This window comes from Streptomyces sp. NPDC056479 (assembly GCF_042795335.1).
Classification (GTDB): Bacteria; Actinomycetota; Actinomycetes; order Streptomycetales; family Streptomycetaceae; genus Streptomyces.
The window spans coordinates 328,844-341,750 of sequence record NZ_JBHTRZ010000009.1 but is presented as its reverse complement, the minus strand read 5'-3'; the positions used below and the strand labels follow the sequence as shown (position 1 = coordinate 341,750).

General features: G+C 70.1%; 14 protein-coding genes. 8 read left to right on the top strand and 6 right to left on the bottom strand.

Going from position 1 to position 12,907, the window contains the following annotated elements; all coding sequences use genetic code 11:
• The first annotated feature begins 41 nt into the window (after nucleotides 1-41).
• Nucleotides 42-956 (top strand): alpha/beta fold hydrolase, encoded by a 915-nt coding sequence (locus ACFQ6S_RS33030; RefSeq protein WP_383418021.1) that lies wholly within the window; start codon nucleotides 42-44, stop codon nucleotides 954-956.
• Here ACFQ6S_RS33030 and ACFQ6S_RS33025 read toward each other — a convergent pair.
• Nucleotides 953-1,846, bottom strand: coding sequence for an NYN domain-containing protein (locus ACFQ6S_RS33025; RefSeq protein ID WP_383418019.1), 894 nt, complete (start codon nucleotides 1,844-1,846; stop codon nucleotides 953-955). The genes ACFQ6S_RS33030 and ACFQ6S_RS33025 overlap by 4 nt on opposite strands.
• Nucleotides 1,847-2,028: 182 nt before the next feature.
• On the opposite strand from ACFQ6S_RS33025, the gene ACFQ6S_RS33020 reads away from it, so the two are divergent.
• Nucleotides 2,029-2,205 carry a hypothetical protein gene (locus tag ACFQ6S_RS33020; protein ID WP_383418288.1) on the top strand — a complete coding sequence of 59 codons (177 nt, stop codon included), beginning with the start codon at nucleotides 2,029-2,031 and terminating at the stop codon, nucleotides 2,203-2,205.
• A gap of 92 nt (nucleotides 2,206-2,297) precedes the next feature.
• On the opposite strand, the gene ACFQ6S_RS33015 is transcribed toward ACFQ6S_RS33020, so the two are convergent.
• The 3 genes from ACFQ6S_RS33015 to ACFQ6S_RS33005 all read right to left on the bottom strand — a co-directional run bounded on the left by ACFQ6S_RS33015 (nucleotide 2,298) and on the right by ACFQ6S_RS33005 (nucleotide 4,655).
• Nucleotides 2,298-2,903: a MarC family protein gene (locus tag ACFQ6S_RS33015; protein ID WP_383418017.1), complete on the bottom strand. Its 606-nt coding sequence runs from the start codon at nucleotides 2,901-2,903 to the stop codon at nucleotides 2,298-2,300.
• A 63-nt stretch (nucleotides 2,904-2,966) separates the two neighbouring features.
• Complete coding sequence (locus tag ACFQ6S_RS33010; RefSeq protein ID WP_383418016.1) at nucleotides 2,967-3,824, bottom strand: PHP domain-containing protein; 858 nt, start codon at nucleotides 3,822-3,824, stop codon at nucleotides 2,967-2,969.
• 189 nt (nucleotides 3,825-4,013) lie between these two features.
• Nucleotides 4,014-4,655, bottom strand: a complete 642-nt coding sequence (locus ACFQ6S_RS33005; RefSeq protein WP_383418014.1) for a DUF6758 family protein — start codon at nucleotides 4,653-4,655, stop codon at nucleotides 4,014-4,016.
• Between the two features lie 171 nt (nucleotides 4,656-4,826).
• Between ACFQ6S_RS33005 and ACFQ6S_RS33000 the strand changes: the two genes are divergently transcribed.
• The gene (locus ACFQ6S_RS33000; RefSeq protein WP_383418013.1) at nucleotides 4,827-6,053 is read left to right on the top strand and encodes an MFS transporter; all 1,227 of its coding nucleotides are present in this window, start codon (nucleotides 4,827-4,829) and stop codon (nucleotides 6,051-6,053) included.
• Nucleotides 6,054-6,083: 30 nt separating this feature from the next.
• Here ACFQ6S_RS33000 and ACFQ6S_RS32995 read toward each other — a convergent pair whose 3' ends face one another.
• Nucleotides 6,084-6,668: a suppressor of fused domain protein gene (locus ACFQ6S_RS32995; protein ID WP_383418011.1), complete on the bottom strand. Its 585-nt coding sequence runs from the start codon at nucleotides 6,666-6,668 to the stop codon at nucleotides 6,084-6,086.
• Between the two features lie 511 nt (nucleotides 6,669-7,179).
• Between ACFQ6S_RS32995 and ACFQ6S_RS32990 the strand changes: the two genes are divergently transcribed.
• Nucleotides 7,180-8,295: a magnesium and cobalt transport protein CorA gene (locus ACFQ6S_RS32990; protein WP_383418009.1), complete on the top strand. Its 1,116-nt coding sequence runs from the start codon at nucleotides 7,180-7,182 to the stop codon at nucleotides 8,293-8,295.
• Between the two features lie 23 nt (nucleotides 8,296-8,318).
• Complete coding sequence (locus ACFQ6S_RS32985) at nucleotides 8,319-8,828, top strand: hypothetical protein (RefSeq protein ID WP_383418007.1); 510 nt, start codon at nucleotides 8,319-8,321, stop codon at nucleotides 8,826-8,828.
• 4 nt (nucleotides 8,829-8,832) lie between these two features.
• Here the strand turns inward: ACFQ6S_RS32985 and ACFQ6S_RS32980 are convergent, their stop codons facing one another.
• Entirely contained in the window at nucleotides 8,833-9,579 is a 747-nt protein-coding gene (locus ACFQ6S_RS32980; RefSeq protein ID WP_383418005.1) for a hypothetical protein, read from the bottom strand.
• Between the two features lie 223 nt (nucleotides 9,580-9,802).
• Between ACFQ6S_RS32980 and ACFQ6S_RS32975 the strand changes: the two genes are divergently transcribed.
• The 3 genes from ACFQ6S_RS32975 to ACFQ6S_RS32965 are packed head-to-tail and all read left to right on the top strand — an operon-like array spanning nucleotide 9,803 to nucleotide 12,873.
• Nucleotides 9,803-11,110 (top strand): magnesium transporter MgtE N-terminal domain-containing protein, encoded by a 1,308-nt coding sequence (locus ACFQ6S_RS32975; RefSeq protein ID WP_383418003.1) that lies wholly within the window; start codon nucleotides 9,803-9,805, stop codon nucleotides 11,108-11,110.
• Entirely contained in the window at nucleotides 11,100-11,696 is a 597-nt protein-coding gene (locus ACFQ6S_RS32970; RefSeq protein ID WP_383418001.1) for a DUF1003 domain-containing protein, read from the top strand. The genes ACFQ6S_RS32975 and ACFQ6S_RS32970 overlap by 11 nt, the downstream gene beginning before the upstream one ends.
• A 43-nt stretch (nucleotides 11,697-11,739) precedes the next feature.
• A complete protein-coding gene (locus ACFQ6S_RS32965) occupies nucleotides 11,740-12,873 on the top strand; it encodes an Mrp/NBP35 family ATP-binding protein (RefSeq protein ID WP_383418000.1) in 1,134 nt (377 codons plus the stop codon).
• Nucleotides 12,874-12,907: the final 34 nt, after the last annotated feature.

Genomic DNA, 12,907 nt, shown 5'->3' with positions numbered 1-12,907 from the left:
CGGCCCGGCCCGCCCTGGACGGCACCGGCTACCCTCCCCACGTGACCACCCAACCCGCCTTCACCCCGCCCCCGAACGCCCGCGCCTACCCCCTCCAGACCGCCCGGGGCACCTTCGCCGTCGTCGACCACCCGGCCGCCGCCGGCGTAGAACCCCGAGGCGTCGCCCTGCTGCTCCCCGGATTCACGGGCAGCAAGGAGGACTTCAGGCTCATGCACGAGCCGCTGGCAGACCGCGGCTACCGCACCGTCGCCATCGACGGACGCGGACAGCACGAGTCGGACGGACCCGAGGACGACGAATCCGCGTACGCGCGGGGCGAGTTGGCCAAGGACGTCCTCGCCCAGGCGACGGCCCTCGGCGCCCGCGACACCCCTGTCCACCTCCTCGGACACTCCCTGGGCGGCCAGATCTCCCGCGCGGCCGTCCTCCTCGACGCCACGCCGTTCCGGTCACTCACCCTCATGGCATCGGGCCCCGCGCAGATCTCCGACTCCCAGCAGCAGCGAGTGAAGCTCCTGCGGGACGCCCTCGCGGTGATGACCATGGCCGAGACCTGGGAGGCGATCCTCGCGATGGGTCCCCCGGAGGAGGTCGGCGGGCCGGCCCGCGGCATCGGCGGCGAGGAACTGCTGCGCCGCCGCTGGCTCGGCACGAAGCCCGCCCAACTCATCGTCACCGGGCGTCAGTTGTGCACGGAGCCGGACCGCGTCGACGAACTCGCCGCCCTCCCGCTCCCGTTCCACGTACTGTCGGGCGCCAGCGACGACACCTGGCCGGTCCCGGTCCTCGACGACATGGCCGTACGCCTGAAGGCCCACCGCACGGTCATCCCCGGCGCCGAGCACTCCCCCAACGCCGACCAGCCCCTGCGCACGGCCCGGGCCGTGGCCGGCTTCTGGGACAGCGTGAACAGCGCCGAGGACATCGGGAGCGCACCCCCGTCGGACGCCTAGTACTGCGTCTGCAGGTGCTCCCAGAACCCGTCCCGCAAGGCCCGTCGCAGATCCGCCTGGCCCCGCAGCGAGTACTGGAGCAACCCCTCCGCCTCCACGAGCAGATCCTGGTCCACCGACCCGGGAAGGTACGGATGCCCGGGCAGCAGCTCGACCAGTGACTCCCGTCCCCGCGCGGCGAGCCACTTCGCCGCGATCTGGGCGCCTACGAACCGGACGTCCTCCCGCGTCGGCCGGGCCCCGGCCACCTCGTACGCGGCGGCCGTGCGCCGGGACACGTACGGCTTGAAGAAGTCGAGGTCGAAGGTGCGCTGGCTGTCCACCTCCCACAGCAGCGGCTCGGCCTGGTTACGGCCCTCCGGCGCCTCGATCCCCCACAGGTGCACCCGCGCCCCGTACCCCTGCGCCGCCTCGACCGCCGACACCAGGTCCTCATCCCCGCCGAGCAGGGCCGCGTCGCTGATGGCGCGGTGTCTGGCCAGGGACTCCAGATCGGTCCGGATCAGTGAATCGACGCCCTTCTGCTGGTTGTTGGCGTTGAGGTTGCCCAGCCGCACCTTCACATCGGGCAGTTCGGCGATCGACTGCTGCTCCGCGGTGTGGATGCGGCGCCGCGCGCCGTCGTACCAGTAGACCCGCAGCAGCCTGCTGTCGGCGAAGATCGTGCGGGCCCGGTCGATGAGCGCCTCGATCAGCCCTTCGGCGTCCAGATCGAAGGCCCGGCGATCCTCCGTCCCGGCGACCAGGCGCCCCGCGGCCGCGTACAGGTATCCCGCGTCGACGAAGATCGCATGGGTCGAGGGCGTCTTCGCCACCTCGGCGAGCATGCGTTGCAGCAGCTCGTTGGTGCGGTCGATGCGGGCGGCGAGTGCGCCGAGGTCGTCGTTCATCGCTTCCATTGTCCCGGCGGTCACGCTGCGAACACAACCGGTCCCGGTCAGTCTCCCCTTGATCATCGACCGGCCGTTTACCGGTCAGTATTTAGACACTGAAAAAATTTCCTTAGCGTAGGGAATGTTTGCCACCCGAAGCAGGTTGTTACCCGTGTGACCAAGTAGTTCTCCTCAGGAGGATGACCAGACGAAGGGAGAAGCCCTTGCGCTTCGAAATCATGCGACTCGACGAGCTGGACGGCACGCCCGTGGACAGCACCGTCGTGGACGCCGCCTCCGTCAACCGGATCGTTCAGCAGGCCGCAGCAATCGGCCAGCGGCTCTGGATCCGACCGGCCGAGACCACGGCCTCGTAACAGGCGCGGATCACCGCAGTGGCTTCGAAGCCCCCGTACGGCATGTGCCGTACGGGGGCTTCGCGCATCGAGGCTCTTCGCGCCCACCGGGCTCAGCCGCCCTGGATCACCTGGGTGACCCCGTTGATGATCTGCTGCACGGCGATCGCCGACAGCATCATGCCCGCGAGCCGTGTCACCAGCACCACGCCGCCGTCCTTGATGACCCGGATGATCAGCAGCGAGTACCGCATCACGAGCCACAGCACGACGTGGATGGCGAGGATCGCCGACCACACCGACACCTGCGTGGCGACGCTGCCGGCCTTCTGCACGGCGAGGATGACGGACACGATCGCACCCGGCCCGGCCAGCAGCGGCATGCCCAGCGGGACCAGGGCGACATTGACGTCCTTGGTCTGCTTCGGCTCGTCCGTCTTGCCGGTGAGCAGGTCGAGCGCGATCAGCAGGAGCAGCAGCCCGCCCGCGATCATCAGCGCGGGGACGGAGACATGCAGGTAGTTGAGGATCTGGTGGCCGAGGAGCCCGAACACCGTGATCACTCCGCCCGCCACACAGACGGCCTGGAAGGCCATCCGCTTCTGCACCTTGGCCGGCCGGCCGGCGGTGAGCGCGAGGAAGATCGGGGTGATCCCGGGGGGATCCATGATGACGAACAGGGTCAGGAAAAGGGAGCCGAAGACGGCGACGTCGAACATGGGTGCCTTGCGGAGAAACGAAACGAACGGGACAGGGGCGTGCGGGGTGTGACGGGGTGAGCCTCAGACCCCGCCGGTCCCCGGCACGGGAAACGCCCCGGTGGCCCGCCGCGTGATCTCCCCGTACACCTCGGGGTCCGTCGTGTACTCGCCGAGCACACACGTCTTGCGGCTGCCGTGGTAGTCACTGGACCCGGTGGCCAGCAGCCCGAGCTCCTTCGCGAATCCGCGCAGTCGCGCCCGTGTGTCGGGGTCGTGGTCCATGTGGTCGACCTCGATGCCGTCGAGCCCGGCCGCGGCCAGCTCGGCGATGGCGGCCTCCGGCACCGTACGGCCCCGCTTGCTCGCGGCGGGGTGCGCGAACACCGTCACGCCGCCCGCGGCCTTGACCAGCCGGATCGCCTCGAAGGGGTCGGTCTCGTGCTTCTCCACGAAGGCCCGTCCGCCGTCGGCCAGCCAGTCCTCGGTGAAGGCGTCGCCCACGCTCGGCACGACCCCGAGCTCGACCAGCGCGGTGGCGACATGCGGCCGCCCGACCGAGCCGTCCCCGGCGATCCGCAGGACCTGCTCCCAGGTGACGGGCACGCCCAGCGCGTTGAGCTTGGCGACCATGCCCTGGGCCCGGGGCACCCGGTCGTCCCGCACGAGCTCCCGCTCGGCGAGCAGCGCGGGCTCCTCGGGGTCGAAGAGGTAGGCCAGCATGTGCATGCTGATGCCGTCGATACGACAGGACAGCTCGGCACCGGTGACGAGGGTGAGCCCCTCCGGCAGCGCGGCGATGGCCTCGGCGTACCCACGGGTGCTGTCGTGATCGGTGAGCGCCACGACATCGAGCCCGGCCGCGGCGGCATTGCGCACCAGCTCACCCGGCGTGTCCGTACCGTCGGAAGCGGTGGAGTGGGTGTGCAGATCGATACGCACGACGCGGACTCCAGTCGGGGACGGCAGGAAGGGGACGACTAAGGATAACCAGACTTTCAGCGACCCCTGTCACACCCGCACAGCCGAACGCCCCTTACATCAACCCACCTCAGGGGCGCGGGGAACTGCGCGACCAGCCACAGCCAACCCGCAGCCGCCCCTCAAGAGCACCCCCCACCCCGGTGGGCGCTACGGCTCGAGCAAGCGCGGCGACAACGCTCCGCAGGGCACCAGCTCCACCTCGGCCCCCGCGTCCCGCAGATCCGTCAGCACCAGCTCGTCGTACATCAACAACCCCGACTGCTCGGGCCACATGACCGCCCACAGCCACATCCCGAGCGCCTCCCCCGCGAACACGGCACGGTCGTCGGGCGTCCCCGACACATGCCACAGCGGCGTCGGACGCCCGGCGGCGAGAACCTTGGCCTGGGGCGGCTTCTCGACGTTCATGTACGACCCCGGGTCCGGGCCGTCGATGCCCGCGTAACGCGCGCCGAGACCGACACCCAGCTCCTCCGCGACGAGGATCAGCTCGCCCATGCCGCCGAGCGGTCCGGGCCCTGAGCAGGCCACCACGCTCCCTCTGCCGCCACTGCGGTCGTCACCCGCGCTGGCCACCCCGGTGAACAGCCAGCCGATCGGCAGCGGCCACGGCATCCACACCGGCACCTGGGTGCGGTGCACGACCACACCGAGGGCCTCGACGCTGGGCGGGATCACGGGCTGCACCGGATGCACGGTGCCGTGCACATCGCACTGCCAGGTGTCGGCGAAGAGGCCGGGAGCCCTGACCCGGCCACCACACTTCGGGCAACTGGGTTCGCCCCTCATAGGCCCCCACGGTCCTACCCCTGCTGCGTCACGTCAAGGACGATCACCCGTCCGGGCGGAACCGGTCCGGGAAAGCGGACCCGTCGATATATAGATGTAGCTTGCATTAATTAGCTTAGCTAACATATTCTGTGTATCAGCCAACCACCTCAGTCCGGATTGGAGAACGGTATGGACCCCTTCGACGCGGGAGCGGGCGGCCTTCTGCGGCAGCCGCGGGCCGTGTGGGCGACAGCCGGCGCGTCCGTGGTCGCCTTCATGGGCATCGGACTCGTCGACCCGATCCTGCCGTCCATCGCCGGCGGCCTGAACGCCACGACCGGCCAGGTCTCCCTGCTCTTCACCTCGTACTTCCTCATCACCGCCGTGGCGATGCTGGTCACCGGCTTCGTCTCCAGCCGGATCGGCGGCCGCAAGACCCTGCTGCTCGGCCTCGCGTTCGTGGTCGTCTTCGCCGGGCTCGCGGGCACCTCGGGATCGGTCGGCGAACTGGTCGGGTTCCGGGCGGGCTGGGGGCTCGGCAACGCGCTCTTCGTCTCCACCGCCCTCGCCGTCATCGTCGGCGCGGCGGCGGGCGGCAGCGCCGCGGCGATCCTGCTGTACGAGTCCGCCCTCGGCCTCGGCATGGCGTGCGGACCACTGCTGGGCGCGCTGCTCGGCGACGCCAGCTGGCGCTATCCGTTCTTCGGTACGGCCTTCCTGATGGCCGTCGGCTTCCTGTGCATCGCGACGTTCCTGAAGGAGCAGCCGAGGCCGGCCCGCAAGACCTCACTGCTGGACCCGATCAGGGCGCTCGGCCACGGCGGCCTCGCGTCCGCGGCGGTCTCGGCGTTCTTCTACAACTACACGTTCTTCACCGTGCTGGCCTTCACACCGTTCGTGCTGAACATGAGCCCGTACCGGTCGGGAGCGGTGTTCTTCGCCTGGGGTGTGCTGCTCGCGGTGTCCTCGGTGATCGTGGCTCCGCGCCTGCAGAAGCGGTTCGGTTCGCTGAAGGTGCTCGGTGGCTCGCTGGTGCTGCTCGCAGTGGACGTGCTGGTCCTCGGTTACGGCGACCACACCACGGCCGTCGTCTGCACGATCCTGTCCGGCGCGTTCATCGGCGTGAACAACACCGTCTACACGGAGCTGGCCCTCGGCGTCTCGGACGCGCCGCGCCCGGTGGCGAGCGCGGGCTACAACTTCGTGCGCTGGTTCGCGGCGGCGGCCGCGCCCTACTTCGCGCCGAGGATCGAGGAGTGGACCGGCAGTGTCCGCATCCCGTTCGTCGTGGCCGCGGTCGCGGCTGTGGCGGGCGCGCTCGTGGTCGTCGTACGGCGCAGGGCGCTCACGACCGAGGCCGAGGAGCTGGAGACGAGGCACGCCACCGAGGACGGTGTCACCGTGTTCGCCAACTGACGGTTTTCGGCCACCAGCTGGTGAGGTTCCTCACTCCAGCGGGACGGACCTGCGGGCGGGATCCCGAAGGTCCGTCCCGTTGGTGAGCCAGCGCTCCTGGAGGGCCTGGGCGCCGTGCACCCGCTTCCAGGCCGCCTCGTTCGGGGTCATGGGGAGCAACGGCAGGAAGCGGACGGGATCGAGGGGCTCGTCGAGCTCCAGGTCCTCGACCAGGCCGCCCGGCTCGGCGACCAGGACCGTGGTGAACGGGGCGCCGGGCCACAGCGGTTCGCCGACGTCCAGGGAGGCACCGGGGGCCACGATCACACCCTCGACCTGCGGGGACGCGGCCAGCACGGCGAGCGGGCGGAGCACCTTGTCGGTGTCGGCAAGGCCGGCGCGCACCGAGAGGACCAACTCCGCGCGGGCGCCCTTGACGGGGTCGGCGACCATCGCGGTGGGGTCGTTCATGGGCTGTGCGGACATGCCGAGCGTGGCGTAGCGGGCGATGTCGCCCTGCTGGAAACGGAGCACCTCGATGCGCTCCGTACCGAGAAAGGTGACCGCCGCACGGGCGTCCGGTTCGCCGAGGGCGGTGCGCAACCGGGCCTCGACCAGGGGGAGAACATCAGCCATGCCGCGAGCATAGAACTCGTCAGTACCGGGCAAAGCAGCGCCTTGACACTTCAGTCGGCTGATACTCTTGCCCGGTGTTCGGGACAGCATGCAGAAGCTTTGCGCTCGAGTCCCGGCGCCGAGGTTGAGACTCCCCTACGGGGAACCCCGAACGGGGTATGGAACGTCCCTCACGAGGGACCGGCCGGAGGAGGTGGGGCTGTCATGGATCGAAGTCGACCGTGCAGTACCACTCGCTCTTCCCGCCGCTGATGTAGCTGATTCGGCTGTTCCGGCTCTCGCTGACCGCCGCCTTTCACGCTCGCGTCCTCACGCGGAAGAGCACTTCGTTTCGCTTTGCCTGATCGGTCCGATCTGAATCAGCAACGAAGCCCACATCACCGCAACGGTGCGGTGCTCCCCGCTTTGTGGACGTACCAAACATCCTGAGGTCAGGACGTCCCCATTCCGGGCAGTTCCAACCGTCCCGCGGTTCTCCACGCTTCGTTGCCCGTCGCGAAGGAGCCTGCTCATGTCGATGATCCGCGACCTGCGTGCCGTGGTCCGCCCGTCCCGTGTCTCACTGCGCAAGGACAACGGCCCGTACGACACCACCCGCGACCCCGCGACTCCCTCGGCCGTCGTCGACTGCGCCGTCTACCGGCACGGCGCCCGGGTCGAGACCCCGGGGCCGCTGACCCCGCACGAGGCGATGCGCCGGGTGCGCCGGGACGGGGGCTTCGTCTGGATCGGCCTGCACGAGCCGACCGAGGCCGAATTCTCTGGTATCGCAAGCGAGTTCGGGCTGCACCCGCTGGCCGTCGAGGACGCCGTGCAGGCCCACCAGCGCCCGAAGCTGGAGCGCTACGACGACTCGCTGTTCACCGTCTTCAAGACCATCCACTACGTCGAGCACGACGAACTCACCGCCAACAGCGAGATCGTCGAGACCGGCGAGGTCATGTGCTTCACCGGACGGGACTTCTTCATCACCGTCCGGCACGGCGGTCAGGGCTCGCTGCGCGCGCTGCGGCACCGCCTCCAGGACGACCCCGAGCTGCTCGCCAAGGGTCCGTCGGCCGTGCTGCACGCCATCGCCGACCATGTCGTCGACGGGTACGTCGCCGTAGCCGACGCGGTGCAGGACGACATCGACGAGGTGGAGACGGAGGTCTTCTCGCCGGGGCGCAAGGGCACGCCGCGCGGTACCGACGCGGGGCGGATCTACCAACTCAAGCGCGAGGTGCTGGAGTTCAAGCGCGCGGTGTCGCCCCTGCTGCGCCCGATGCAGCTGCTGAGTGAGCGTCCGATGCGGCTGATCGACCCGGACATCCAGAAGTACTTCCGCGACGTCGCCGACCATGTCGCACGCGTGCACGAGCAGGTCATCGGCTTCGACGAGCTGCTCAACTCGATCCTCCAGGCCAACCTCGCGCAGGCGTCCGTCGCCCAGAACGAGGACATGCGGAAGATCACGTCGTGGGCCGCGATCATCGCCGTACCGACGATGGTGTGCGGTGTGTACGGCATGAACTTCGACTACATGCCGGAGACGCACTGGAAGTACGGCTACCCGGTGATCATGAGCATCACGGTCACCCTGTGTCTGGGGATCCACCGCACGCTGAAGCGGAACGGCTGGCTGTGACGGTGCCTGGATAGGCTGGGCGCATGACAAGCGAGCTGCTCGACCAGGCCCTCGTCGAGGAGGCCACGAAGAAGTCCGGCCTCATCTGGGTCAAGGGGCCCGGTCACCCGGCCCGAGCGCTGTGGCACGTCTGGCACGAGGGTGCGGCCTGTGTCGTCGGCGACGGTCCGGGCGAGCAGCCGCTGCCGGGGCTCACCGACGGGGCCACGGCCGAGGTGACGGTCCGCAGCAAGGACAAGGGCGGCCGGCTGGTCTCCTGGTCGGCGAAGGTCGTCGAGCTCGCCTCGGGCTCCGAGCAGTGGGAGGCGACGGTCGCCGAGCTGAAGGGCAAGCGTCTCAACGCGCCCGACGGCGAGGCCATGCCGTCCCGCTGGGCGGGCGAGTGCCGGGTGCTGCGCCTGGAGCCGACGGGCATCTCCACGGCGCTGCCGGACGGCTCCCTGGCCGAGGCACCGCTGCCGTCCCCGGCGACGACCCGTCAGCCGATCCCGGCGGGGCTGCCGCGCCTGCTGCTGAAGAAGAAGCGGCGCTAGGCCGTCAGGACGTCGGCAGCTGCTTGCCGTAGTCCACCGTGTCACCCTTGCTCGGCTTCTCCAGGGGGAAGTCGTCCCCCCAGGACGCGAAGGTCAGCGTGCCCCCGCCGCCCGCCCGGGCCAGGCGCAGGGGGTACGGGGTGCCCTCCAGGGAGACGTCGAGGGTGCCGCCGGCGCCCTTGTCGCCGGTGATGCGGATGGTGCGGGTGCCCTCCTGCTCGTGGTGACCGTCGGTGGCCAGCGCGCCGTGCAGGGTCAGCAGACCGTCGAGGAGCACATCCTTGTCGGTGAAGCCGCTGAACTTCTTGTACGCCGGGTCGCCCTGCGGCACCTTCACGTACTTGCCGCTCAGCTTGTCCACGGCCGCGGCGTCCGCCTTGCCGTCGCCGCCCGCGTCGCTCCAGAACCCGGCGTCGGCCTTCAGGAACAGCTGCTCACCGATCCGCAGCAGCTGGAAGGTCGACCCCTGCGCGGTGACCGACCCCGCCGCACCCTCGGACTTCACCCGCATGTCGAGCGTGTAGGTACGCCCGCTGGTCACCACGTTCCCCGAGAGGCGCACCGCCTCGGCGGACTCGGCGGCGGTACGGGTCTTGCGCTGGATCTCGGCGGCCGGCAGCTTGCCGACCCCGTTGGTGCCCTCGTCCGGGTCCTCACTGCATCCCGTCAGTCCCGTTCCCGACACGACCAGGGCGCACATGGCGGTCACCAGCGCGGCCCGGCGCGTACGACCCTGGGGAATCGCAGTCACAGGTGGGGCTGCCTTTCTGTTGTGGGACCTGAGCGGCGTACGGCAGCGTACCGGCACGTCACCCCTTGGGCGGAGCCAGTCCGTCCGGACCTCTCACCAGGGCGTATCGGATCCGGACGGGCTAGCCTGAAGCCCACCCGAGCGGGCAATTCGGATATGCGGCACGGCCAGCGCAGCCGCGACAGCACCACTGCACACCCCGCACCCAAAGGAGCCTGAAGCCATGGCAGCCGGCTCTCCCCGGATCTTCGTCTCGCACCTCGCCGGCATCGCCGTCTTCGATCCGAACGGCGACCAGGTGGGGCGCGTCCGCGATCTGGTCGTCATGCTCCGGGTCGGCAGACGCCCTCCGCGGCTGCTCGGCCTCGTCGTCGAACTCTCCACCAGGCGCCGCATCTTCCTGCCCATGACCCGCGTCACCGGCGTCGAGTCCGGCCAGGTCATCACCACCGGCGTGCTCAACGTCCGCCGCTTCGAGCAGCGCCCCACCGAGCGCCTCGTCTTCGGCGAGCTCCTCGACCGGCGCGTCACCCTCGTCGAGACCGGCGAGGACGTCACCGTCCTGGATCTGTCGGTCGGACAGCTGCCGGCCCGCCGGGACTGGGAGATCTACAAGGTCTTCGTGCGCAAGGGCGGCAGGAGCGGCCCGCTGCGGCGCGCCAAGGGCGAGTCGCTGACCGTCGAGTGGTCCGCCGTCACCGGGTTCTCCCTGGAGGAGCAGGGCCAGGGCGCCGAGAGCCTGCTCGCCACCTTCGAGCAGCTGCGCCCCGCCGACCTCGCCAACGTCCTGCACCATCTCTCCGCCAAGCGCCGCGCCGAGGTCGCCGCCGCCCTCGACGACGACCGCCTGGCGGACGTGCTCGAAGAGCTCCCCGAGGACGACCAGATCGAGATCCTCGGCAAGCTGAAGGAGGAGCGCGCCGCCGACGTCCTGGAGGCCATGGACCCGGACGACGCCGCCGACCTGCTCGGCGAGCTCCCGACGGACGAGCAGGAGCGGCTGTTGAGCCTGATGGAGCCCGCCGACGCGGCCGACATGCGCCGCCTGATGGCGTACGAGGAGCACACGGCCGGCGGTCTGATGACGACCGAGCCGATCATCCTGCGCCCCGACGCCACCGTCGCCGACGCCCTCGCCCGTGTCCGCAACCGCGATCTGTCCCCCGCCCTCGCCGCCCAGGTCTACGTCTGCCGCCCGCCCGACGAGACGCCGACCGGCAAGTACCTCGGCACGGTCCACTTCCAGCGCCTGCTGCGCGATCCGCCGTACACCCTGGTCAGCTCGATGGTCGACGAGGCGCTCGAAGCGCTGGAGCCGGACGCCGCGCTGCCGGTCGTCGCCGGGTTCTTCGCGACGTACGACATGGTCGCGGCGCCCGTGGTGGACGACTCCGGGTCGCTGCTGGGCGTGGTGACCGTGGACGACGTGCTGGACCATCTGCTGCCCGAGGACTGGCGGGAGACGGAGTTCCATCTGGACGAGGAAGCGGACAACGACGCGGGGCAGGGGGTGACGGCGCATGGTGAATGATCGCGAGGGCACGCGCGAGCGCCACGCGACGGGCGCCACCGCGGCCTCCCGGTCGCCCCGCGCGCGCCTCGACCAGCCCCGTCCGCCGCGCCGCCGGATCATGCCCGAGTGGGACCCGGAGGCCTTCGGACGGCTCTCGGAGCGCATCGCGCGCTTCCTGGGCACCGGACGGTTCATCGTCTGGATGACGGTCGTCATCATCGTGTGGGTGCTGTGGAACGTCTTCGCGCCCGGCGACCTGAAATTCGACGAGTACCCGTTCATCTTCCTGACCCTGATGCTCTCGCTGCAGGCCTCCTACGCCGCCCCGCTGATCCTGCTCGCGCAGAACCGGCAGGACGACCGCGACCGGGTCAACCTCGAACAGGACCGCAAGCAGAACGAGCGCTCCATCGCCGACACCGAGTACCTGACCCGCGAGATCGCCGCGCTGCGCATCGGCCTCGGCGAGGTCGCCACTCGCGACTGGATGCGCTCGGAGCTGCAGGATCTGACGAAGGAGCTGGAGGAGCGGCGCAACGGTCACCGCGAGCACGGGGTATTCCCGGCAGAACGGTCGCGCGGACGTGACGTAGACGACCGCTGACGGGCTTTCCGGGGCACGGCTACCGGGCCGTACCATCGTCCTTATGGTTACGGAAGACGCGGTGCGCGAAGCACTGGCGACGGTGAACGACCCCGAGATCAACCGTCCCATCACCGAACTCGGGATGGTCAAGTCGGTGGAGATCGGTGCGGACGGTGCGGTCGCGGTCACCGTGTACCTGACGGTCTCCGGCTGCCCGATGCGCGAGACGATCACCCAGCGCGTGACGGACGCCGTCTCCGCGGTCGAGGGCGTCACCCGCGTCGACGTCACGCTCGACGTGATGAGCGACGAGCAGCGCAAGGAACTGGCGAACGCCCTGCGCGGCGGCACCGCCGAGCGCGAGGTCCCCTTCGCCAAGCCCGGCTCGCTCACCCGCGTCTACGCGGTCGCGTCCGGCAAGGGCGGCGTCGGCAAGTCGTCCGTCACGGTCAACCTGGCCGCGGCGATGGCGGCCGACGGTCTCAAGGTGGGCGTCGTCGACGCCGACATCTACGGCCACAGCGTGCCGCGCATGCTGGGCGCCGACGGGCGTCCCACCCAGGTCGAGAACATGATCATGCCGCCGTCCGCGAACGGCGTGAAGGTCATCTCCATCGGCATGTTCACGCCGGGCAACGCCCCCGTCGTCTGGCGCGGCCCGATGCTGCACAGGGCGCTCCAGCAGTTCCTGGCGGATGTGTACTGGGGCGACCTGGACGTCCTGCTCCTCGACCTGCCGCCGGGCACCGGCGACATCGCGATCTCCGTCGCCCAGCTGGTCCCGAACGCCGAGATCCTGGTCGTGACGACCCCGCAGCAGGCCGCGGCCGAGGTCGCCGAGCGGGCCGGCTCCATCGCCGTGCAGACCCACCAGAAGATCGTCGGCGTGGTCGAGAACATGTCCGGGCTGCCCTGCCCGCACTGCGGCGAGATGGTCGACGTCTTCGGCACGGGCGGCGGCCAGGCGGTCGCCGAGGGCCTCACCCGCACGACCGGCACGAACGTCCCGGTCCTCGGCAGCATCCCGATCGACGTCCGTCTGCGCGAGGGCGGCGACGAGGGCAAGCCGGTGGTCCTGACGGACCCGGACAGCCCGGCGGGCGCGGCCCTGCGGGCCATCGCGGGCAAGCTGGGAGGACGCCAGCGGGGCCTGTCGGGCCTGTCACTGGGGATCACGCCGCGCAACAAGTTCTGACTCCCGTACGACGATGGGGGCGCCGTCCGGTCGG

What these genes read in the sequence shown, in the direction of transcription:
- ACFQ6S_RS33025 (WP_383418019.1), bottom strand. Translation starts at nt 1,846, where the DNA reads ATGAACGACGACCTCGGCGCACTCGCCGCCCGCATCGACCGCACCAAC.
- ACFQ6S_RS33020 (WP_383418288.1), top strand. Translation starts at nt 2,029, where the DNA reads ATGACCAGACGAAGGGAGAAGCCCTTGCGCTTCGAAATCATGCGACTC.
- ACFQ6S_RS33015 (WP_383418017.1), bottom strand. Translation starts at nt 2,903, where the DNA reads ATGTTCGACGTCGCCGTCTTCGGCTCCCTTTTCCTGACCCTGTTCGTC.
- ACFQ6S_RS33005 (WP_383418014.1), bottom strand. Translation starts at nt 4,655, where the DNA reads ATGAGGGGCGAACCCAGTTGCCCGAAGTGTGGTGGCCGGGTCAGGGCT.
- ACFQ6S_RS33000 (WP_383418013.1), top strand. Translation starts at nt 4,827, where the DNA reads ATGGACCCCTTCGACGCGGGAGCGGGCGGCCTTCTGCGGCAGCCGCGG.
- ACFQ6S_RS32995 (WP_383418011.1), bottom strand. Translation starts at nt 6,668, where the DNA reads ATGGCTGATGTTCTCCCCCTGGTCGAGGCCCGGTTGCGCACCGCCCTC.
- ACFQ6S_RS32990 (WP_383418009.1), top strand. Translation starts at nt 7,180, where the DNA reads ATGTCGATGATCCGCGACCTGCGTGCCGTGGTCCGCCCGTCCCGTGTC.
- ACFQ6S_RS32985 (WP_383418007.1), top strand. Translation starts at nt 8,319, where the DNA reads ATGACAAGCGAGCTGCTCGACCAGGCCCTCGTCGAGGAGGCCACGAAG.
- ACFQ6S_RS32975 (WP_383418003.1), top strand. Translation starts at nt 9,803, where the DNA reads ATGGCAGCCGGCTCTCCCCGGATCTTCGTCTCGCACCTCGCCGGCATC.
- ACFQ6S_RS32970 (WP_383418001.1), top strand. Translation starts at nt 11,100, where the DNA reads ATGGTGAATGATCGCGAGGGCACGCGCGAGCGCCACGCGACGGGCGCC.
- ACFQ6S_RS32965 (WP_383418000.1), top strand. Translation starts at nt 11,740, where the DNA reads ATGGTTACGGAAGACGCGGTGCGCGAAGCACTGGCGACGGTGAACGAC.